At 35.1% G+C, this 21,729-nt stretch carries 20 protein-coding genes; 7 read left to right on the top strand and 13 right to left on the bottom strand.

Annotated features, from left to right (window positions below):
* Window positions 1-55: 55 nt before the first annotated feature.
* Window positions 56-1,075, bottom strand: a complete 1,020-nt coding sequence (locus C1724_RS17645; protein ID WP_102348075.1) for a YkvI family membrane protein — start codon at window positions 1,073-1,075, stop codon at window positions 56-58.
* Between the two features lie 96 nt (window positions 1,076-1,171).
* On the opposite strand from C1724_RS17645, the gene yyaC reads away from it, so the two are divergent.
* A complete protein-coding gene (gene yyaC / locus C1724_RS17640; protein ID WP_102348074.1) occupies window positions 1,172-1,789 on the top strand; it encodes a spore protease YyaC in 618 nt (205 codons plus the stop codon).
* Between the two features lie 171 nt (window positions 1,790-1,960).
* Here the strand turns inward: yyaC and C1724_RS17635 are convergent, their stop codons facing one another.
* From C1724_RS17635 to rpmH, 12 genes are all read right to left on the bottom strand, one after another.
* Window positions 1,961-2,683, bottom strand: a complete 723-nt coding sequence (locus C1724_RS17635) for a DUF554 domain-containing protein (protein WP_102348073.1) — start codon at window positions 2,681-2,683, stop codon at window positions 1,961-1,963.
* A gap of 13 nt (window positions 2,684-2,696) precedes the next feature.
* Window positions 2,697-3,854 (bottom strand): aminotransferase class V-fold PLP-dependent enzyme, encoded by a 1,158-nt coding sequence (locus C1724_RS17630; protein ID WP_102348072.1) that lies wholly within the window; start codon window positions 3,852-3,854, stop codon window positions 2,697-2,699.
* A 195-nt stretch (window positions 3,855-4,049) separates the two neighbouring features.
* A complete protein-coding gene (locus tag C1724_RS17625; protein WP_102348071.1) occupies window positions 4,050-4,904 on the bottom strand; it encodes a ParB/RepB/Spo0J family partition protein in 855 nt (284 codons plus the stop codon).
* The gene (locus C1724_RS17620) at window positions 4,897-5,658 is read right to left on the bottom strand and encodes a ParA family protein (RefSeq protein ID WP_102348070.1); all 762 of its coding nucleotides are present in this window, start codon (window positions 5,656-5,658) and stop codon (window positions 4,897-4,899) included. Before C1724_RS17620 ends, C1724_RS17625 begins: the two co-directional genes overlap by 8 nt.
* Before the next feature lie 421 nt (window positions 5,659-6,079).
* Complete coding sequence (noc, locus tag C1724_RS17615) at window positions 6,080-6,931, bottom strand: nucleoid occlusion protein (protein ID WP_102348069.1); 852 nt, start codon at window positions 6,929-6,931, stop codon at window positions 6,080-6,082.
* A gap of 124 nt (window positions 6,932-7,055) precedes the next feature.
* On the bottom strand, window positions 7,056-7,772 hold the full coding sequence (gene rsmG / locus C1724_RS17610) for a 16S rRNA (guanine(527)-N(7))-methyltransferase RsmG (protein ID WP_102348068.1): 717 nt from the start codon (window positions 7,770-7,772) through the stop codon (window positions 7,056-7,058).
* A gap of 139 nt (window positions 7,773-7,911) precedes the next feature.
* Window positions 7,912-9,795: a tRNA uridine-5-carboxymethylaminomethyl(34) synthesis enzyme MnmG gene (gene mnmG, locus C1724_RS17605; RefSeq protein WP_102348067.1), complete on the bottom strand. Its 1,884-nt coding sequence runs from the start codon at window positions 9,793-9,795 to the stop codon at window positions 7,912-7,914.
* Window positions 9,796-9,894: 99 nt separating this feature from the next.
* The gene (gene mnmE / locus C1724_RS17600) at window positions 9,895-11,265 is read right to left on the bottom strand and encodes a tRNA uridine-5-carboxymethylaminomethyl(34) synthesis GTPase MnmE (RefSeq protein ID WP_180994339.1); all 1,371 of its coding nucleotides are present in this window, start codon (window positions 11,263-11,265) and stop codon (window positions 9,895-9,897) included.
* A gap of 427 nt (window positions 11,266-11,692) precedes the next feature.
* Window positions 11,693-12,316: an RNA-binding cell elongation regulator Jag/EloR gene (jag, locus tag C1724_RS17595; protein ID WP_102348065.1), complete on the bottom strand. Its 624-nt coding sequence runs from the start codon at window positions 12,314-12,316 to the stop codon at window positions 11,693-11,695.
* Window positions 12,313-13,080, bottom strand: a complete 768-nt coding sequence (gene spoIIIJ / locus C1724_RS17590; RefSeq protein WP_102348064.1) for a YidC family membrane integrase SpoIIIJ — start codon at window positions 13,078-13,080, stop codon at window positions 12,313-12,315. The genes jag and spoIIIJ overlap by 4 nt, the downstream gene beginning before the upstream one ends.
* A 288-nt stretch (window positions 13,081-13,368) precedes the next feature.
* Window positions 13,369-13,719, bottom strand: coding sequence for a ribonuclease P protein component (gene rnpA / locus C1724_RS17585; protein ID WP_102348063.1), 351 nt, complete (start codon window positions 13,717-13,719; stop codon window positions 13,369-13,371).
* Between the two features lie 167 nt (window positions 13,720-13,886).
* Window positions 13,887-14,021, bottom strand: coding sequence for a 50S ribosomal protein L34 (gene rpmH, locus C1724_RS17580; protein WP_102348062.1), 135 nt, complete (start codon window positions 14,019-14,021; stop codon window positions 13,887-13,889).
* A 714-nt stretch (window positions 14,022-14,735) separates the two neighbouring features.
* Here rpmH and dnaA point away from each other — a divergent pair.
* The 6 genes from dnaA (at window position 14,736) to gyrB (ending at window position 21,725) form a co-directional block, all read left to right on the top strand.
* Complete coding sequence (gene dnaA, locus C1724_RS17575) at window positions 14,736-16,079, top strand: chromosomal replication initiator protein DnaA (RefSeq protein WP_102348061.1); 1,344 nt, start codon at window positions 14,736-14,738, stop codon at window positions 16,077-16,079.
* A 204-nt stretch (window positions 16,080-16,283) separates the two neighbouring features.
* A complete protein-coding gene (gene dnaN / locus C1724_RS17570; RefSeq protein WP_102348060.1) occupies window positions 16,284-17,423 on the top strand; it encodes a DNA polymerase III subunit beta in 1,140 nt (379 codons plus the stop codon).
* Window positions 17,424-17,775: 352 nt separating this feature from the next.
* Window positions 17,776-18,003, top strand: a complete 228-nt coding sequence (yaaA, locus tag C1724_RS17565; RefSeq protein WP_102348059.1) for a S4 domain-containing protein YaaA — start codon at window positions 17,776-17,778, stop codon at window positions 18,001-18,003.
* Between the two features lie 91 nt (window positions 18,004-18,094).
* On the top strand, window positions 18,095-19,204 hold the full coding sequence (recF, locus tag C1724_RS17560; RefSeq protein WP_102348058.1) for a DNA replication/repair protein RecF: 1,110 nt from the start codon (window positions 18,095-18,097) through the stop codon (window positions 19,202-19,204).
* Window positions 19,205-19,511: 307 nt separating this feature from the next.
* Entirely contained in the window at window positions 19,512-19,772 is a 261-nt protein-coding gene (gene remB, locus C1724_RS17555) for an extracellular matrix regulator RemB (protein WP_102348057.1), read from the top strand.
* Between the two features lie 45 nt (window positions 19,773-19,817).
* On the top strand, window positions 19,818-21,725 hold the full coding sequence (gene gyrB / locus C1724_RS17550; RefSeq protein ID WP_374703475.1) for a DNA topoisomerase (ATP-hydrolyzing) subunit B: 1,908 nt from the start codon (window positions 19,818-19,820) through the stop codon (window positions 21,723-21,725).
* Window positions 21,726-21,729: the final 4 nt, after the last annotated feature.

Genomic DNA, 21,729 nt, shown 5'->3' with positions numbered 1-21,729 from the left:
ATATTAAAAATTAGGCATGGTGAGGAGAATTATGAACTACACCATGCCGTGAAAATTAATCCCACTTATAACGGTTTGCAATTGGATAAAGCAATATTGAAGCAAGTAGGTATAAATTTAATAAACCGTACAAAGGATATAATACTGCAATTAACGTTGAAAATCCAAATGTCGTTAATGGCACCATAACCGCTAGTAAGATTAATGCAATAGCCCATAAAGGCAGCGATGTGCGCTCACGGAAACGCGTGGCCAACCCAAACACTCCAGATGCTGCTGTCGTATAAATTGCACCCCATAGAACAAGCGACATGAAGATTAACATAATATAAGGGTAATTTTTCATTATTGCAAATAGTGGAATTTCATATAAAACGATGTCCGATGCTATTATTAAAAGCGACTCATTATATAAGAGGGATATACTGCCTAACAAAATACCACTTCCAATGCTCGCAATCCAAATTTCTCCTTCATTCTTTATTTCTTTACCTATTGCAGCTAGAACTGCAACTAACGGAAGGATATTCAAAGCTGTAAACGTAAATGCAGCTGGCCAATTCGTTTGCTGTGTCCAATCTATAACCCATGGCTGTCCATTTTCTTTAGAAAAAAAGATAAGCACTGAAACTAGTCCAATAATTAGAAAAGGAAGAATAATAACATTTATTGACACCATTCCTTTGACATCCCAGAAGAATAGCAATACTAAGACAACCACCATAACAGCAATTCCTGTCCAGTAAGGTAGATAAAACATTTCAAGGGTAGCACCACCACCGGCTAGCATGACCACAGTAACTGTAAATAAATACAAAATAACAAGTAGGTCATATATACTCGCTAACCTCTTTCCAAGCAGATCTTCTAAAATTGGAAGATAATGAACACTTTTTTTCTTATAGCTTAATTTCATTATGACTATACAACATATTGAAAACAATACTGTAAATAGAATAATAGCCAGTACACTTTCATAGCCAAAAAATTGCCATAGTTCTCTTCCTGATGCATATCCAGCTCCTATCATAGTCCCCATTATTAAAAACATCCATTTAAGACCAGCTCTTATCATAATTAATTCTCCTTTTTAAGTTTTTATTGGCAATATATGTATAGGATTTAATTTTTTTCCGTATACTGTTACTACTATTAAAGAGGAGTGGATCCTATGAATCTAAAACCGAAATTTTTTGAAAAAAAAGAAAGCTCCTCCTACCGTATTCCTTATGAAGATGAAAATGCAATTTCATTTATAGGTCAAAACCTTATTAATCTTTTACCTGATTCAATTAAGCAGCCTATTGTTATTGCATGTATTGGTACAGATCGTTCAACTGGTGATGCATTGGGTCCATTAATAGGAAGTACACTTCTAGAAAAAAAACCTGCTCACTTCCATGTATACGGTACTCTTGAGAATCCTATTCATGCTGTTAATCTTGAGGAGCAATTAGCTCAAATCAATAAACAGCATGCTAACCCCTATATAATTGGGGTTGATGCATGTTTAGGGAGATTAAAAAGTGTTGGAGATATTACCCTTAATGAAGGAGCTCTAAAACCAGGAGCCGGTGTGAATAAACAATTGCCTTCTGTAGGTGAAATTCATATTACCGGTGTTGTTAATGTTAGTGGGTTTATGGAGTTTTTTGTGTTACAAAATACAAGACTTAACCTTGTAATGAAAATGGCTAAAACCATTGCAAACGGTATTTTAGTAGCTGATGTTTTACTAAAACAACAGCCAAACAATAAATTACAAAAAATGACATGGACAGTTAAATAAATCTCAGAGATTGTCCTTACTTAATATTATCTGCAAATTAAAACCCCTTCTAATCATTAGAAGAGGTTTTTTGTTTTCCTTTAGAAAGTTTAACTTCATTAAAGGAATATTAACAAATGACTTAATTAACTCTTTAAAGGTTTCGAAAAAATGTACCTTTAATCAACATGTTTATGAAAACATTAATACTTCATTCCAAACATAAAGACCTGAAACGATCAGAGCAACTACAATAATTCCAGGCAGCATATTTGCAACACGAATTTTAGTGATCTCTAGCATATTTAAACCGATGGCTAAAATCATGATACCTCCTGCTGCAGTCATTTCAACAATAAAGGAATCCATAATTTGCGGGGGTACCCATTTTTCAATTTTCGTTGCCAACAGGGCTATACTTCCTTGATACAACATAACAGGAACTGCTGAAAATAATACACCAATTCCCAATGTTGTTGCTAACACAAGACTAGTGAACCCGTCTAACAATGATTTTGTGTAAAGTACACGGTGGTCTCCTCTTAAACCGCTATCCAATGATCCGATAATGGCCATCGCACCAATGACAAAGATAAGCGTTGCCGTCACAAACCCTTTTGCAATTCCGCCTTCTTCCTTAGCCCCTAGCTTCCTTTCAATCCAGCGACCTAAAGTATTAAGTTTTGAATCTAAGTCGATAATTTCACCCCATATACTACCAAATACAAGACCTAAAATAACAATTAAAAACTGTTCGCTTTTTAACCCCATTTGAATACCTAGAATTACAACTGACAAACCTATTGATTGTAATACTAACCCTTTTATTTTATCAGGAATACGATTAAGTATTTTCCCAAGAAAAGTTCCTAATATAATCGCAATTCCATTTACGATTGTCCCCAGTAAAACCATGCATCCTCTACTCCTAACCAAAATACCCTTGTTTTATTTCTTCAACAGCTGTAATTAATTTCTCAACTTCATCTAATGTATTATATACCCCGAAACTAGCTCTAAGTGTTCCCCCAATAGCAATTGTACCTATCGATTCATGAGCTAATGGCGAACAATGCAAGCCGGCACGCACTGCAATTTGATAATGCTGGTCAAGGATCATTGCAACCTCTTGACTATCAATTCCCTCAATTATAAAAGGTACAACAGCCAACCTTTTTTCGTATAGATCAGGCCCAAAGACATGCACTTTATCGATAGATTGCAAGCCCTTTATACATGCATTTGTCAGTTCTTTCTCATGCTCAAATATTTTATCCAATCCTTTATTCTTTACAAAACGAACACCTTCTAATAATCCAGCTATTCCAGGTGTATTTAAAGTACCACTTTCCAGGCGATCAGGTAGCTCGTCCGGCTGCTCAACCATTTCTGACGAATGCCCAGTCCCACCGGTTAACATAGGTGTTAGCTCAATATTTTTATTAATCAATAAGGCTCCTGTCCCTTGTGGCCCCATAAGCCCTTTATGGCCAGCAAACGCTAACAAATCAATTCCAATTTCATCCATATAAATCGGCAGAATCCCTGCTGTTTGCGATGCATCAACCATAAAAATAATATTATTCCTTTTAGCAATATCCGCAAGTTTCTCAATAGGCATAATAATTCCTGTTAAATTGGATCCATGTGTCACAACTAATAATTTTGTATTTGCTTGAATTGCATTTTCAAGTTTTATAGAATTGAAATCTCCATTTACGTCCGGTTGAATATATGTAATTTCAATTCCAATCTTTTTCTTTAGAGCCTCCAACGGTCGACGTACTGAATTATGCTCATATGATGTTGTAATAACATGGTCGCCAGCCTTTAGTGATAATCCAAATATTGCTTGGTTTAATGCACCTGTTGCGTTTTGGGTAAACACCACTCTTCGTGGATCTTTTAATCCAAACAAAGTTGCCAACTCAACCCTTGTTTCGTAAATCTTCGCTGCTGCTTTACTCGCGAGCTGATGTCCTCCTCTACCAGGGTTAGCACCATATTCTGTTAGTACTTCGATAACAGCATTGGTTACCTCCTTTGGTTTAGGAAATGATGAAGCTGCTTGATCAAAATATATCATCCCTAGTAACCTCCTATTTTATAAAGATAGCCACAGTTTTTCGCTATATTTTCTTAATAATTCACACGGACAATGCCGAATTAACTTCTCTGAATTTAATAGAAGCACCAGCTGCACTATTGAAATAAAAAAATAAACCACCTTACGGATGGCTTATACAACATTATATTCTTATTTATTTTGATGTGCAAAGCATTAATTAAGCTGCTCATCCTCCAACAATTCTAGAATTCTATTTAAATCTTCAGGTGAATAAAATTCTATTTCAATTTTACCCTTATTTTTATTTTGTTTTATGGCGACTGATGTGCCAAAACGATCACGAAGTCTAGACTCTTGTTGCTTAATAAATACATCCTTTTGCGGTTTCTTTGTTTCACGTGGAACTGTTTCATTTAACCGCTGTACTAGCTGTTCAACCTGTCGCACATTTAAGTTTTCTTTTTTAATCTTTTCTGCTAAAGGTACGATGTTTTCTTTATTTTTCAGTCCTAACAGTGTTCTACCATGTCCCATTGTTAACTCACCTTTTGAGATAAGAGTTTGGACAGGGGCTGGTAATGTTAATAAACGTATATGATTAGCTATGTGTGGGCGGCTTTTTCCTAAACGTTTCGATAGCTCTTCCTGGGTAAGCTTTAATTGTTCTATCAGGGTTTGATAGGCTTGCGCCTCTTCAACTGGATTTAAATCCTCCCGTTGGAGATTTTCAATCAATGCTAACTCCATCATCTGCTGCTCTGTATAATCCCTGACGATCACTGGAATCGTATCTAGCCCCGCAGCTTTAGCTGCACGATAGCGACGCTCACCCACAACAATATCAAAGCCTTTGATGCTCTTACGAACAACAATTGGCTGAAGAATACCGTGGTTTTCAATCGATTCTTTTAATTCTTGGATAGAATCATCATCAAATGTTTTCCGAGGTTGATAGGGATTAGGACGACATTCTTTGACTTTGACCTCTTGGATTTTATCCTGCTGATCTAATACATCACCTACATCTGAAAAAAATGCACCTATCCCTTTTCCTAATCCTTTAGCCATTTGCTATCACTTCCTTTGCGAAGTCTAAATATACTTCTGCTCCTCTTGATTTTGGATCATAAAGAATAATGGGCCTTCCGTGGCTTGGCGCCTCACTCAGTCTCACATTTCTTGGAATAATAGACTGATAGACTTTATCCTGAAAATACTTTTTGACCTCATCAATTACCTGGATTCCAAGGTTTGTTCTAGCATCCAACATCGTTAAAAGGACACCATCTATTTTTAACGACTGGTTCAAATGTTTTTGAACTAGCCGGACCGTATTTAATAATTGACTAAGTCCTTCAAGGGCGTAATATTCACATTGAACCGGAATAATAACTGAATCAGCTGCTGTTAAGGCATTAATCGTTAATAATCCAAGTGATGGCGGACAATCTATGATTATGTAGTCATAGTCATTTGCAACCGTTTCTAATGCTCTTTTCAGCCTTACTTCTCTTGATATAGTTGGAACTAATTCTATCTCAGCTCCTGCAAGTTGAATAGTTGAAGGTAGCATTGATAAATTTTCTACACTTGTTGGTCGTACGATCGATTTAGCTTCTTCATCCTCAACTAAAACATTATAAATACATTGTTCAACATCAGCCTTTTCTACACCAACACCACTTGTTGCATTACCCTGGGGGTCGATATCAACAAGTAATACTTTTTTACCTAAATAGGCTAAGCAGGCACTTAGGTTTACTGATGTGGTTGTTTTACCAACTCCACCTTTTTGGTTAGCTACTGCAATTATTTTCCCCATGCTGTCACCTACCTTTCTAGAGGTTAAATTACAACCTAGTTGTTGTTAAATATTTTTTTACTTTAGAAAGTACGAAAGTCGATTCAATTCCGAGACAAAAAAAGCAGTTTTCAGGATTTAGAAAGCTTTTACTCAAATCTAAAAACCTTGCTTTATGTTTGACCCCGATTTTAGTTAGAAATTTAGAAAACTAGTAAAATTGGATTTTATATTCTTAACTATTTTATCATGAATCTAAATTAATTTCGTTCTAAAAAAATATAAAAATCCGTTTTTCGTCAAAATATCGAAGTCATACATAATAGAAACATGTCGAATACCTGTATTTGCCTTTGTTCGATAGTGAATATGGATACTAGACAATTTAATTTAAACTAACAAAATCCCATCTACATATCGAGATGGGATTAAAAAATCTATTTTATTTCTTTTTTGGTATTTTAATTGTAAATTGAATATAATCCTCATATTCTTCTTCTTGACTATCAACCTTTAAACCACTGCTGGCAACCATATCTAATGATTGACGGATTGTATTCATTGCAATTCGTGTATCCTTACTAAAGGCACGCCTTTTTGGTTTAGGCTTTTTTTCCTTAACTTCAAGAAGTTTAACTACTCGTTCCTCAGTTTGTTTCACATTTAAATGTCTGTCAATAATTTCAGTTAATAGTTTTTCTTGGAGCTCTGGTTCCTTAAGAGCAATTAAAGCCCTGGCATGTCTTTCTGTAATTTGCTTTTGTAACAACGCCTCTTGTACTACTTCAGGTAGCTTTAAAAGGCGTAGTTTATTGGCAACTGTTGATTGACCTTTGCCAAGTCTTTGCGCAAGTGCTTCCTGTGTTAAATTATGTAATTCCAGCAATCTAGCATAAGCTATCGCCTCTTCAAGAGGTGATAATTCTTCACGCTGCAGGTTTTCAATTAACGCAACAGAAGCAGTTTCTGTATCATTAAACTCTTTAATAATCGCAGGAATTGTTTCCCAACCAAGCTTTGTTACAGCACGCCATCTTCTTTCACCGGCAATAATTTCAAACTTATTATTTTCAAACTCTCGAACAACAATTGGTTGAATAATACCATGCGTTCTAATTGTTTGCATTAATTCATTTATTTTTTCATCAACAAATACAGTACGCGGCTGAAAGCGATTAGGAACAATTGCATCAATAGGAATTTTCTTTACTTCTTCATTTTCTGTCTGAATGACTTCCTCTTCTTCAACCATTTTATCCCCTATACTAAAAAAGCGTGAAAAAGTGTGTTTCATCTTCCCATACACCACCTTTTAAGACTCCCCATACATACAATTGATTATATTCTATGTTTAAAACGACAAATCCTGCATTTTTTGCTAAAGTTGTTCCACGTGAAACTTTGACACTAAAATTATCTTACCATAAGGGACTTTTATTGGGCGTTCCTGGCTTACGTGGATATTTCTTAGGTGTTTTTTTAATCTTTTTAGTTATAACTATGTTTCTTTCACTTTCTTCAATTGGTAATTGAAAGCTATTAATACCTGTTACTTCTCCGCCTAATGTTTGAATAGGCTTACTGCCATTTTCCATCTCCTCTGTTAGGTTAGCACCTTTCATTGCAATAAAGAACCCACCAACTTTTACCAGGGGTAAGCAAAGTTCGCTTAAAACGGACATACGAGCAACAGCGCGAGCCATTACAATGTCAAAGGACTCCCTAATTTCAGCTCTCTGACCAAAGGTTTCAGCCCGGTCATGGCAAAACGTAACATGCTCTAATTCAAGCGCTTTAGCTAACTCGTTTAAAAATGTAATTCTTTTTTGCAGAGAATCTACAATTGTAACCTTCAAATGTGGAAAACAAATTTTTAGAGGAATGCTTGGAAAGCCTGCACCCGCTCCAACATCACAAATTGAAAACTCCTTTGAAAAATCAAAATAATGTGCAGCAGTAATAGAATCATAAAAATGTTTTAAATAAACATCTGGTTGATCTGTAATCGCTGTTAAGTTCATCTTTTCATTCCATTCAACCAAAAGATGATAATATCTATCAAATTGATTCATTTGGCTAGCTGACAAAGAAATACCTTTTTCCTTCAAGCTATTTTGAAATTGTTCACTATTCATAATTCAGCCCCTTTACAAGGTGATTGGTTCGGCAGAATAATAAGGTTCCTCTTTAACTCAAAGGTTGTTTAGTAAATCAGCTAAAGAGGTGAAATCGAATGTAAACTTACACCTCTTAAAAGATTTACTAGTTTAAATTTTAATCTACACGGGCAATTCTACCTTGTTCAATATAAACTAATAATATTGATATATCAGCTGGATTTACACCTGATATACGTGATGCTTGACCAACAGATAATGGTCGAATCTTTTTAAGTTTTTGTCTAGCTTCTGTAGCAATTCCTTTGATTGCATCATAATCAATATCCGCTGGGATTTTCTTGTCTTCCATTTTTTTCATTCTATCTACCTGCTGTAATGACTTTTCAATATATCCTGAATACTTTATTTGGATTTCAACTTGTTCTGTTACTTCATCTGACAAGTCGTCTTCAGAAGGTACTATTTGTTTTATATGGCTATAATTCATTTCAGGACGTTTTAATAAATCTGAAGCCCGAACAGCATCCTTTAAGGGGCTTCCTCCTGCGTCAGCAATAAGTTGTTGTACTTCATCCGTTTGTTTAATAATAATCGATTCTAATCTTGTCTTTTCTTTTTCAACTTGCTCTTTTTTCACTAGGAATCTCTTGTAGCGCTCTTCGGAAATTAACCCTTTTTGATAACCTAACTCTGTTAAGCGTAAGTCTGCATTATCGTGTCGTAATAATAATCGATATTCTGCTCTTGATGTTAATAGACGATAAGGTTCATTTGTACCTTTTGTAACTAAATCATCAATTAACACTCCAATATAAGCCTGTGAACGATCTAAAATAACAGGCTCTTTATCTAAAACTTTACAAGCTGCATTTATACCTGCCATTAAGCCTTGACTAGCGGCCTCTTCATATCCTGATGTACCGTTAATTTGACCCGCTGTAAATAAATTCTCAATAAGCTTCGTTTCAAGTGTCGGCCATAATTGAGTTGGGACAACCGCATCATATTCAATCGCATACCCTGCCCTCATCATTTTGGCATTTTCTAAACCAATTATAGTTCGCAGCATTTTTACCTGAACTTCTTCTGGTAAGCTTGTCGAAAAGCCTTGCACATAAACCTCTTCTGTATATCTGCCTTCAGGCTCTAAAAATATTTGGTGACGAGGCTTGTCATTAAAACGAACAATTTTATCCTCAATTGATGGACAATAGCGTGGACCAGTTCCTTCGATTACACCAGAGTACATTGGTGAACGGTGAAGATTATCATTAATGATTTGGTGTGTTTCTTCACTTGTGTATGTTAACCAACATGGAATTTGATCTGTAATAAATTTTGTTGTTTCATATGAAAACGATCTAAGAGTCTCATCTCCAGGCTGTATTTCAGTTTTACTATAATCAATTGAAGTACTCTTAATTCGTGGTGGTGTACCTGTTTTAAACCGAACTAAATCGAAACCAAGTTCACGTAGATGATTTGATAAATTAACAGATGGACGTTGGTTATTGGGTCCACTTTCATAAGCTAGCTCGCCTAATATTATTTTTCCTTTTAAAAATGTTCCTGTAGTAATTACCACCGTTTTTGACTCGTAGCGCGCGCCCGTTTCCGTTACTACTCCTCTACATACACCATCTTCAACTACTAAACGGTCAACCATTCCTTGTAAAAGCGTTAAATTATCTTCTTTTTCCAGAGTATGTTTCATCTCATGCTGATAAAGAAATTTATCTGCTTGAGCACGCAATGCTCTTACTGCGGGACCTTTCCCTGTATTTAACATCCTCATTTGAATATGTGTTTTATCGATATTTTTTCCCATCTCGCCACCCAAAGCATCGATTTCACGTACAACGATTCCCTTAGCTGGACCCCCTACAGACGGGTTACATGGCATAAATGCCACCATGTCTAAATTTAAAGTAAGAACAAGTGTTTTCGCACCCATTCTTGCAGCAGCAAGACCAGCTTCACAGCCAGCATGTCCTGCTCCAACAACAATAACATCATACGAACCAGCATGATATTCCATAAAAAACCTCCTATACGAAAAGCGCAAGCGCCTTGGTCAGCCGATAAGCTAGACGCTAAAGCTGAACATTACATAAAATATTTATCAATCTTATCACTTTTATTTCCCTAAGCAAAATTGAGAAAACAGTTGATCAATTAAACTCTCGTGTACAGTATCCCCAATAATTTCGCCAAGAATTTCCCACGTTCTAGTAAAATCTATTTGAATCATGTCAATCGGTACGCCAACCTCAATACCGGAAAGCACTTCTTCTATTGATTTTTTTGCTTGATTTAATAAAGCAATATGTCTGGTATTTGAAACATACGTCAAATCAGCAACTTCAAGCTTTCCTTTAAAAAATAAAGACGAGATTGCTTCTTCTAATAAGTCAATGCCAGTCTCCTCTTTTAATGAGGTAGATATAACCGGGTAATTTTTTGCTAGATCTTTAACTTCATCTAAACTGAGTTTCGAATTTAAATCGATTTTATTAACAATAACGATGACATCCATACCTGACACTGCTTCAAAAAGTCTTCGATCCTCATCCGAAAGTTCTTCAGCATTATTAAGAACTAAAAGAATTAAATCCGCTTCTTTCAACACTTGACGAGACCGCTCAACGCCGATCCGCTCAACAATATCTTCTGTCTCTCTAATTCCTGCAGTATCTACTAAACGTAATGGAACTCCGCGTACATTAACATACTCTTCGATTACGTCGCGCGTTGTACCTGGAATATCTGTTACGATTGCTTTATTTTCATGAACTAAGCTATTTAATAGCGAGGATTTCCCTACATTTGGACGCCCGATAATCACCGTTGACAATCCTTCACGTAGAATTTTACCTTGCTTAGATGTCTCTAAAAGTTTTTCAATCTCATTTTTAATTTCTATCGATTTTTCTTTTAAAAGTTTATGTGTCATTTCTTCAACATCATCGTACTCTGGATAATCTATGTTCACTTCAACGTGTGCTAATGTCTCTAGGATCGTCTGTCTCAAACCTCGAATAAGTTTAGATAATCTCCCCTCCATTTGACCAATCGCTACGTTCATCGCTCTATCGGTTTTGGCACGAATTAAATCCATCACCGCTTCTGCCTGTGATAAATCAATTCTCCCATTTAAAAAAGCACGCTTAGTAAATTCACCTGGTTCTGCTAAACGTACTCCTTGATTTAGTACAAGTTGTAATACCCGATTAACAGAAACAAGGCCCCCATGACAATTTATTTCAACAACATCTTCTCTTGTAAATGTTTTAGGTCCCTTCATCACCGATACCATTACTTCCTCAACTTTTTCATTGGTTTCTGGGTCGATAATAAACCCGTAATGAATAGTGTGACTCGGTACCGCCTCTAAATTTTTCCCTTTAAATATTGTATTTACTACTTTAAACGCTTCATCACCACTAACCCGAACAATTGCAATGGCGCCTTCTCCCATTGGAGTTGATATTGCTGCAATCGAATCCATTTTCATATTTCTTCACCTCACTTACGATTATTTCCGTTTATTTAATAGAAAAACACGTCATTTACACAAAATAGCAAATGACGACGGCTTTCCTTATACTTAAATCCTTGAATGCAATTTAACTATTTTAAGGTATAAACTCAAAAGTTATCCACAGTGGATAACTTTTTTTATAAAAATCGGTAAAATTTTAACAATATCACTAGTTTAACTTATCCACAAGGGTAAAATCAACTTCTAATATATTTTGGGCACCGATAAGCGTGTCTTTAGTCTTAAGAGGTTATAGTAACTTGAATTCGATGAAAAGTATAAATACGTGGATTGCTAAATAGATAGAGATATTTTTTTCAAACAACTACTGATAAAAAAATGCACAAAAAAAGCGTATAGTATGTAAGTACATGCTATACGCTAATAGATCTAGTTATTTTGCTACAATAACAACATGCCTATTTGGTTCTACACCTTCAGATTGAGTTGCGATACCTTCTACCTCAAATAACGCAGTATGAATAATTTTTCTTTCAAAAGACGGCATTGGCTCCAGCACGACTTTCGTTTTTGTTCGCTTAGCTTTATCTGCTAGCCTAGTTGCTAGAGTTACCAATGTTTCCTTTCGTCGCAAACGATAATTTTCAGCATCGATAATTACCGTTAAATACTCCTGAGAGTGTTTATTTAGTACAAGCTGTGTTAAATACTGTAGTGAATTTAATGTTTGACCACGTTTCCCAATTAAAATTGCAATCTGTTCACCTGCAATATTAAAAGTTATATCTCTGCCATCTCGATTCACATCAATAGTTGCATCGATGCCCATTTTTTGAATAACATCGGTTAAAAAAGTTAAGGCTTCATTAACAGGATCTATTTTCAAAGTTACCTTCACAATGGCAGGTCTTGACCCAAAAACACCCAAAAATCCTTTTTTACCTTCATCTATTATGGAAACTTCAGTATTTTCTTTAGTAGCATTTAATTCCTTTAGAGCCGATTCTAGCGCTTCATCAACGGTTTGTCCTGTCCCGGTGGCAGTTAACTGTTTCACTTTTTAGCGCCTCCTGTTTCTTTTGCTTCTTTTATCACTGGGCCTTTAATGAAATAGGTTTGAATAATCATAAAGATATTACCTACAACCCAATATAGTGATAACGCAGCTGGGAAAGTTACAGCAAACACAATAATCATGATTGGCATCATATAAAGCATCATTTTCATTTGCGGATTGTTGTCGACACCAGCCATCATAATTTTTTGTTGTAAGAAAGTTGTCGCACCAGCTACTAATGGCAATATGAAGTAAGGATCCGCTTCACCAAGATCAAACCATAGGAAATTGTGTCTAGCAATTTCTTCTGTTCTCATAATTGCGTGATAGAAACCAATTAATATTGGCATTTGAATTAGTAATGGGAAACATCCTGCAAGCGGATTAACCCCATGCTTTTGAAATAGAGCCATTGTTTCTTGTTGAAGCTTTTGTTGTGTTTTTTGATCTTTAGAACTATATTTTTCACGAAGAGCTTGCATCTCTGGTTGTATTGCTTGCATTGCTTTTGAACTCTGTGTTTGCTTAATCATTAAAGGTAATAAAACTAAGCGGATTAAAATGGTTACAACAACAATCGATATCCCATAGCTATTACCAAGTAATTCTGCAAAATAAACGATTAACCAGGATAATGGATACACGAAGTATTTGTTCCAAACCCCTTCACTTTCAGCTGTTATCGGAGCATTTATTTCTGTACATCCAGATAAAATCGCTAATAGTCCTACTAAAATTCCTATCAGCGCGATCTTTTTCTTCAAATCCTCTTCCTCCTTCTATATAGCATCTATGTATGAAAATAGCTCATCGATTTAATAACGATAAACTAAAAGTTCATTATTTATCATTACAATCTTATCCGATACTTACCTATGAAGGCTTTAAATTAAATATCAATTGCTATAAGTTTATTTAAACATTCACATGTTACATGATAGCAATAGACATTGCAGTTTAATTACCCTATTTTCAGTAGAAGATTCTATTACTATTTTACCCTAGACATATACCCAAACTCAAAGAATTCCATGTAATTTTCAGAAAAAAACTTAATTAATCTTTCTAACGAAAGCCTTTGCAATTTTCAAAACATGTATTAAACTCTTTTTCGTTTCATGGAAATCCATTGTAGCTGTTGGCTGACGAGCAACAATGACATAATCAAGCTGCTGATTTAAATCATCCTTTAATTCGGTAAAGGTTTGGCGTATATAGCGCTTTACTTGATTTCTTATAACAGCATTTCCAACTTTTTTGCTGACAGATAACCCGATCCTCAGTTCTGATTGCTCTGGTTTAGCTAATGTATAGACAACAAACTGTCGATTGGCAACTGAATTCCCTTTTTTAAATACATCTTGAAACTCTTCATTCTTCTTAATTCTATTCCGTTTGTTCAATAATTTTCACTCCAATTTTAGAAAAACAAGCGCCTTGAGTTATATTGTTTCCCGTTTGTAGGGTTAACCAGGGCGCTTGTGTTTTTCTAATACTATCATTCATTCTATATCAATTATGATAGCAGAACAAAACATCTAGAAAAAAGACCACTGATCTGTTCAGTGGCCTATGCTGATAACACTTTTCTTCCTTTACGACGACGACGAGCAAGAACATTACGTCCGTTTGGTGTGCTCATACGGCTACGGAATCCGTGTACCTTTTTACGCTTACGCTTATTTGGCTGATAAGTACGTTTCATTTATTGCACCTCCCTGAGGAAAAACTCTAAAAGACAGTCCTTCTAATTATAGTTAACATACTAATGAATGTCAATCTTGTTTCTGACTTTATAAGGTTACAACAGATCGCCTAGTAATTTCAAGTTTATTTTTTATAAACAGGTAATATTTATTTTTCACTTTCGTTTTAAGCATAGTTTTTAATAAAACTGCAAAAATTTCATATTAGACATTTATCTATTTTAATTTTGTATAACTTTAAAAAAATTCACCCTCTCCTCCCTTGTGGATATCTTTTTCGACATTTTTTTTATTATTTACAAGTTATCGACAACCTTTACACAAAATATAGTACTGTGGATAAACAAAATCCACAAGTTGTTGTGTATGTGGATAAAGTAGTGAAAATCATTGCATTGTAAGGGTTTATTTGTTATTATATTTGTGTTTTCACTCTTTCTCGTAAGTTACTTTATCCACAGATGTGGATAAAGTGTGGATACTTATACTCACATCTGTGAAGAATTTTGTCCACAATTCTGTGAAAAAGTCGAATAAGCATTTTTCTACTATATTATATATTTATTGGCTAAGGTTGTGGATTTTATTTTTATACATTCGTATGCATGGAAGAAAAATGAGGGTGTACAAAACTTGTACATGCATTTTTGTACCCTCCTTCATAACTGTGGGGACGTTAATTTAATAAGGTTTAAAGGAGGGAGTTTAGCAAAATGGAAAACATCTCGGACTTATGGACCAAAGCGTTAGAGGCAATAGAAAAAAAATTGAGCAAACCTAGCTTTGAAACCTGGTTGAAATCAACTAAAGCTCACTCATTACAAAATGATACATTAGTAATCACAGCCCCTAACGATTTTGCACGTGATTGGCTTGAGTCGCGATACTCACAATTAATTGCCGAGACAATCTTAGATATAACAGGGGCCGAATTAGAGATTAAATTTGTAATTCCTCAATTCCATCAAGAAGAAGAATTAAAGTTTGAAAATGCCACTAAGCAGAAAAAAGTTGAGGACTCATCCGATGAAATGCCTCAAAGCATGTTAAATACTAAATACACATTTGATACATTCGTTATTGGATCAGGTAATCGCTTTGCCCATGCAGCTTCGCTAGCAGTTGCAGAAGCACCAGCTAAAGCCTATAATCCTTTATTTATTTACGGGGGCGTTGGATTAGGAAAAACACATTTAATGCATGCGATCGGACATTATGTATTAGAGCATAATCCTAATGCAAAGGTCGTGTATTTATCCTCAGAAAAATTTACAAATGAGTTCATAAACTCTATACGTGACAATAAAGCAGTAGATTTTCGTAATAAGTACCGAAAAGTTGATGTTTTATTAATTGATGATATTCAGTTCCTTGCTGGGAAAGAATCAACTCAAGAGGAATTTTTCCATACATTTAATACATTGCATGAGGAAAGTAAGCAAATTATTATTTCTAGTGACCGGCCGCCTAAGGAAATTCCAACTTTAGAGGATCGATTAAGATCAAGATTCGAGTGGGGCTTAATTACTGATATCACACCGCCGGATTTAGAAACAAGAATAGCGATTTTAAGGAAAAAAGCTAAAGCGGAAGGCTTAGACATCTCAAATGAGGTAATGATTTATATTGCAAACCAAATAGATACGAATATTAGAGAATTAGAAGGTGCACTTATTCGCGTTGTTGCTTATTCTTCATTAATCAACAAAGATATAAATCCAGACTTAGCCGCTGAAGCCTTAAAAGATATTGTCCCTGGCTCTAAACCAAAAGTGATCACCATTCAAGAAATACAACGCGTTGTTGGTGAACACTATCATATAAAGTTAGAGGATTTTAAAGCTAAAAAACGCACAAAATCAGTAGCATTCCCAAGACAAATTGCCATGTACTTATCTCGAGAACTTACAGATTCATCGTTACCTAAAATTGGGGAAGAATTTGGAGGAAGAGACCATACGACGGTGATACATGCACATGAAAAAATTACAAAAATGTTAGAAACAGATAGTGAATTTCAACGTCGTCTTAAAGAGATTCGCGAAAAACTTAAATAGTAATACTGGATATTGTGAATAACTTGAGCAACCTTACACACAGTCTATCCACATGTGGATAGACTTTTCTGAGCTTGTAAAATTGACGTTATCCACATATTCACACCCCCTATTACTATTATTACTATTTTTCTTTTATATTAATAAGTTTAATAGTTATGCCAACAATTTTGAAAAAATGACAAATTAGGAGGCATTCGTATAATGCAGTTTACGATTCAAAAAGATAAATTAGTTGAAAGTGTTAATGATGTAATGAAGGCTGTTTCTTCTAGAACAACCGTACCTATCTTAACAGGAATAAAAATGACTGCTACAGAAGAAGGTGTAACCTTAACTGGTAGTGATTCTGATATCTCAATTGAAAGTTTTATTCCTGTAGAAGATGAAGAAAACCAAAATGTAGAGGTACTCAAAAGTGGTAGCATTGTACTACAAGCTAAGTTCTTTAGCGAGATTGTAAAAAAACTTCCTAAAGAAACTGTGAATATCGAAGTGCAAGACAATTATTCAATCAAAATTGTCTCAGGCAGTGCAGAGTTTAATTTAGTTGGCTTAGATCCAGAAGAATATCCACAGTTACCGCAAATTTCTAATGATCATGTTTTTCAACTACCAATAGATTTATTAAAGCAAATGATTCGACAAACTGTTTTTGCAGTTTCAACATCAGAAACACGCCCTATCTTAACAGGTGTTAATTGGAAAATTGAAGATAACCAATTGTTTTGTGTAGCAACCGACAGCCATCGTCTTGCAATGAGAAAAGCTCCTATCGAAAATGGAGAGATTCATTTAAATTCAAGTGTTGTTATTCCAGGAAAAAGCTTAAATGAATTAAATAAGATTCTAGAAGATACAAATGAGTTAATTGATATATTTATTACAGAAAATCAAATATTATTTAAAACTAAATATTTATTATTTTTCTCCAGACTTCTTGAAGGAAATTACCCTGATACTTCAAGACTAATACCTAACGAAAATAAAACTGAAATGATTTTAACGACAAAAGAATTTTTAAGTGCAATTGACCGTGCATCTCTCCTTGCACGTGAAGGTCGAAATAATGTTGTAAAATTAACAACATTTGAACATGATCAAATCCAAGTTTCAACTACTTTGCCTGAAGTAGGTAAAGTTGAAGAATATGTAGAATGCGAATCTGTTACAGGAGAGGAATTAAAAATTTCCTTCAGTGCTAAATACATGATGGATGCTTTAAAAGCATTAGACAGTACAGATATTAGAATTAACTTTACTGGTGCAATGCGTCCATTTGTCATCAAACCAACCCATGACGATTCGATTTTACAGCTTATCTTACCGGTTAGAACATATTAATAATTTAAGGAAAGTTAGAAAAACACAAGCGCTCTGGTCTGTCGCTTGTGCTAGACATTTAAAGAAAGCTGATCAGTGAGTTTAAGTACATCCTGTCAGCTTTTCTTTATGTAATGATTGAAATTAGGTTAAGGTATAGCCAAAGTCCAATATTATGAGTAATTTTTACGCAGCCGTTAACTTCTGATTTCATAGTAATTATTATTAAAAAATACCTATTTTAAAAATAAGACGAGCAAAATGGTCCTGCTTACACTTTTGTTATGTGATAACTTTTAGTAAAATAGGAAGAAGGGCTAAAAGTTTGGGGGAGCTCCAAGATATAGTCTAATTAAGATGAGGTGTATTTCCAATGCAAACTGAAGTATCGATTTCAACTGAATACATTACATTAGGGCAATTTTTGAAATTAGCTGGAATTCTTGATACAGGTGGTGCAGTGAAATGGTTTTTAAGTGAGCATGATGTTTTTGTTAATGGTGAAAAAGAAAATCGTAGAGGAAAAAAACTAGTAAATGGTGATACAGTAACAGTAGCTGGTGAAACTTTTCAAGTTGTCAGTCAGAAACTTGAGGAATAAAAAAGACTTAGCTGTAGTCAAAAATTACATAATAAGTCCTTGCAGAAATTAATTTTCTTATAAAGTACAGGACAAAAAAGGGGGCATCCCTTTGTTTTTAACAGATTTAACGTTAACTAATTATCGAAATTATCATAAAGCGCATATTTCTTTTGAGAATAAAGTAAACGTGATCCTTGGAGAAAATGCTCAAGGGAAAACAAATTTGCTGGAAAGTATTTACGTTTTAGCGATTGCAAAATCGCATCGGACGTCCCGCGACAAAGAACTTATCAAATGGGATGAAGAATATGCTAAAATAGAAGGTAGGGCTCAAAAAAGTACTCAATCGTTATCACTTGAGCTCATTATTTCAAATAAAGGCAAAAAAGCGAAAGTCAATTCATTAGAACAAAAAAAACTGAGCAGCTATATCGGCGCGCTCAATGTTGTTATGTTTGCACCTGAGGATTTAAATCTCGTTAAAGGTAGTCCTCAGGTTCGACGTCGTTTTATTGATATAGAAATAGGCCAAGTAATGCCTGTTTATATGTATGATTTAAATCAATATAGTCATATTCTACAGCAGCGTAATCATTTATTAAAACAGTATCATAAAGACCCCAAAAAAAGTAATATGATGCTAGAAATTCTGACGAATCAACTAGTAGATGTAGCTGTAAAAATAACCAAAAGACGATATCACTTTTTAAAATTACTTCAAGAATGGGCAGAACCAATCCATCATGGTATATCTAGAGGGTTAGAATTATTGACAATTCAGTATAATCCTTCGGTTGATGTATCAGAGCACATAGACTTGTCAAAAATGATAGAAGTATACTATGAAAAATTTGAAAAAATTAAAAGTAGAGAGATAGAAAGAGGAATTACATTAGCTGGACCACATCGAGATGATATTCAATTTTTTGTAAATGGAAAAGATGTTCAAACATTTGGTTCACAAGGACAGCAAAGGACAACAGCTCTTTCCATAAAGCTTGCGGAAATAGAACTAATTAAAGCGGAAGTTGGAGAATATCCAATTCTTCTTTTAGATGATGTCCTTTCAGAGTTAGATGATTATCGACAATCACATTTATTAAATACAATTCAAGGTAAAGTTCAAACCTTTGTAACGACTACAAGTGTTGAAGGGATTCATCATGAAACTTTAAAGAAAGCAGCAAAGCTTGAAGTGAGTCAGGGTGAAATCACTTAATATTTCCACAAAATGGAAGTATCCATATCCCCTACTGACTAGTTAAATAATTAGAAGAAATAATTAAATTTATTTTTATAATGACGTTTAGTGTTGATGTTGATTGGAGCGGAAGGTGCGAGACTCCTGAGGGATATCCCGTGAGACCAAGCAGGCGCAAAGCGCCAAGGGGGCTCACCGCCCGCCCCGCGGTATCCCGCGAGCATCCTGGAGAGGAAATCAACATCCGCATTTAACAAAGCCTTATCATAAGGAAGTTTACATTCTAGTAAACAGGGATTAACTCAAATTAAGGGTGGAGAAACTGGTGTTTATACATTTAGGTGAAGAAACAGTGATTCAGTCTAAGGATGTAATCGCAATAATCGATGGCGAGTTAATAAATTCTTCTACAATACTAACTGAATTTATTGAGTTAAATCACTCGAAAAACAATATTGTTGAAATTAATGGGTCTATTAAGTCAATTGTTGTAACGACTAATCAAATATATTTTTCACCGTTGGCAACAAATACGTTGAAGAGACGGTCACAATATATATCAGAGTTAGAAATTTTGGGTGAATAATGCTTAGAAAAGGTGATTTAAGTGGCCATGGAAGAAAAACAAACAATGGTAGAACAAAGTTATGATGAAAATCAAATACAAGTACTTGAAGGTTTAGAAGCAGTAAGAAAACGTCCTGGAATGTACATTGGATCAACAAGTTCAAAAGGTCTTCATCATTTAGTATGGGAGATCGTTGATAATAGTATCGACGAGGCTCTAGCTGGATATTGTACAGCAATTATTGTGAGAATTGAAGAGGATAACAGTATAACTGTTGAGGATAACGGACGTGGGATTCCAGTGGGTATTCATGAAAAAATGGGACGCCCAGCTGTTGAGGTAATTATGACTGTTCTTCACGCCGGTGGTAAGTTTGGCGGTGGCGGATATAAGGTTTCAGGTGGTTTACATGGTGTTGGTGCCTCAGTTGTAAATGCTCTATCTACTGAATTAGAAGTATTTGTACATCGTGATGGAAAGATCCATCATCAAGTCTTTAATCGTGGGATTCCTGCCGCTGATTTGAAGGTAATCGGAGAAACAGATAAAACAGGTACTATTGTACACTTTACGCCAGATCCTGAGATTTTCCAAGAAACGACTGTATATGAATTTGATATACTAGCTAATCGTCTTCGCGAGTTAGCATTTTTAAATCGTGGTTTGGAAATTTCAATTGAAGATAAACGCCCTGAAGGCAAAAAAGCAACATGGTGTTATGAAGGCGGTATAAAATCTTATGTCGAACATCTCAACCGTTCGCGAGAGGTTATTCACGAAGAGCCGGTTTTTGTTGTAGGTGAAAAAGACGGGATTACTTGTGAAATTGCACTTCAATATAATGATAGCTATGTTAGTAATATATATTCATTCGCCAATAATATTCACACATATGAAGGCGGGACACATGAAGCTGGATTTAAGTCAGCTTTAACACGTGTTATTAATGACTATGCAAGGAAAAATAGTTTATTTAAAGAGTCAGATCCGAACCTGACTGGGGACGATGTTCGTGAAGGTTTAACATCCATTATTTCCGTAAAACACCCTGATCCTCAATTTGAAGGACAAACAAAAACAAAACTTGGAAACAGTGAGGTACGAACTGTTGTTGATGCTACATTTTCTGAGCAATTAGAGAAGTTTTTATTAGAAAATCCAACAGTTGCCAAGAAAATTGTTGATAAAGGTTTAATGGCTTCAAGAGCTAGAATTGCTGCCAAAAAGGCACGTGAATTAACACGTCGTAAAGGTGCACTTGAGGTTTCTAGCCTACCAGGTAAACTTGCAGATTGCTCTTCTAAGGATGCAAGCATAAGCGAGCTGTATATTGTTGAGGGTGATTCTGCCGGAGGTTCTGCGAAACAAGGGCGGGACCGACATTTTCAAGCAATCCTTCCACTAAGAGGGAAAATACTTAATGTGGAAAAGGCAAGACTAGATAAAATTTTATCAAATAATGAAATTCGGACGATTATAACCGCACTTGGAACAGGCATTGGTGAGGATTTTGAAATTGGAAAAACAAGATACCATAAGATTGTTATTATGACCGATGCCGACGTAGATGGTGCGCATATCCGTACACTTTTACTAACATTCTTCTATCGTTATATGAAACCAATTATTGAAAATGGCTATGTATATATTGCGCAGCCGCCTTTATATAAGATTCAACAAGGCAAAAGAATAGAATATGCCTATAATGATAGAGAGATGGAAAAAATCATGAGTCAGCTTCCAGATTCACCTAAACCAGGATTACAGCGTTACAAAGGTCTTGGGGAAATGAACCCCGAGCAGCTGTGGGAAACAACAATGGATCCATCTACTAGAACACTATTGCAAGTGCAGCTTGAAGATGCAATGGAAGCGGATGAAATATTTGACATTTTAATGGGTGATAAAGTTGAGCCACGCCGTGACTTTATTCAAGAAAATGCTAGTTATGTTCAAAATCTAGATATATAGAGAG

The organism is Bacillus sp. Marseille-P3661 (assembly GCF_900240995.1).
In the GTDB taxonomy this organism is placed as follows: Bacteria; Bacillota; Bacilli; order Bacillales; family Bacillaceae_J; genus OESV01.
This window is presented reverse-complemented; position numbering and strand designations above follow the sequence as displayed.

What these genes read in the sequence shown, in the direction of transcription:
- C1724_RS17645 (WP_102348075.1), bottom strand. Translation starts at nt 1,075, where the DNA reads ATGATAAGAGCTGGTCTTAAATGGATGTTTTTAATAATGGGGACTATG.
- yyaC (WP_102348074.1), top strand. Translation starts at nt 1,172, where the DNA reads ATGAATCTAAAACCGAAATTTTTTGAAAAAAAAGAAAGCTCCTCCTAC.
- C1724_RS17635 (WP_102348073.1), bottom strand. Translation starts at nt 2,683, where the DNA reads ATGGTTTTACTGGGGACAATCGTAAATGGAATTGCGATTATATTAGGA.
- C1724_RS17630 (WP_102348072.1), bottom strand. Translation starts at nt 3,854, where the DNA reads ATGATATATTTTGATCAAGCAGCTTCATCATTTCCTAAACCAAAGGAG.
- C1724_RS17625 (WP_102348071.1), bottom strand. Translation starts at nt 4,904, where the DNA reads ATGGCTAAAGGATTAGGAAAAGGGATAGGTGCATTTTTTTCAGATGTA.
- C1724_RS17620 (WP_102348070.1), bottom strand. Translation starts at nt 5,658, where the DNA reads ATGGGGAAAATAATTGCAGTAGCTAACCAAAAAGGTGGAGTTGGTAAA.
- noc (WP_102348069.1), bottom strand. Translation starts at nt 6,931, where the DNA reads ATGAAACACACTTTTTCACGCTTTTTTAGTATAGGGGATAAAATGGTT.
- rsmG (WP_102348068.1), bottom strand. Translation starts at nt 7,772, where the DNA reads ATGAATAGTGAACAATTTCAAAATAGCTTGAAGGAAAAAGGTATTTCT.
- mnmG (WP_102348067.1), bottom strand. Translation starts at nt 9,795, where the DNA reads ATGGAATATCATGCTGGTTCGTATGATGTTATTGTTGTTGGAGCAGGA.
- mnmE (WP_180994339.1), bottom strand. Translation starts at nt 11,265, where the DNA reads ATGGATTCGATTGCAGCAATATCAACTCCAATGGGAGAAGGCGCCATT.
- rpmH (WP_102348062.1), bottom strand. Translation starts at nt 14,021, where the DNA reads ATGAAACGTACTTATCAGCCAAATAAGCGTAAGCGTAAAAAGGTACAC.
- dnaA (WP_102348061.1), top strand. Translation starts at nt 14,736, where the DNA reads ATGGAAAACATCTCGGACTTATGGACCAAAGCGTTAGAGGCAATAGAA.
- dnaN (WP_102348060.1), top strand. Translation starts at nt 16,284, where the DNA reads ATGCAGTTTACGATTCAAAAAGATAAATTAGTTGAAAGTGTTAATGAT.
- yaaA (WP_102348059.1), top strand. Translation starts at nt 17,776, where the DNA reads ATGCAAACTGAAGTATCGATTTCAACTGAATACATTACATTAGGGCAA.
- gyrB (WP_374703475.1), top strand. Translation starts at nt 19,818, where the DNA reads ATGGTAGAACAAAGTTATGATGAAAATCAAATACAAGTACTTGAAGGT.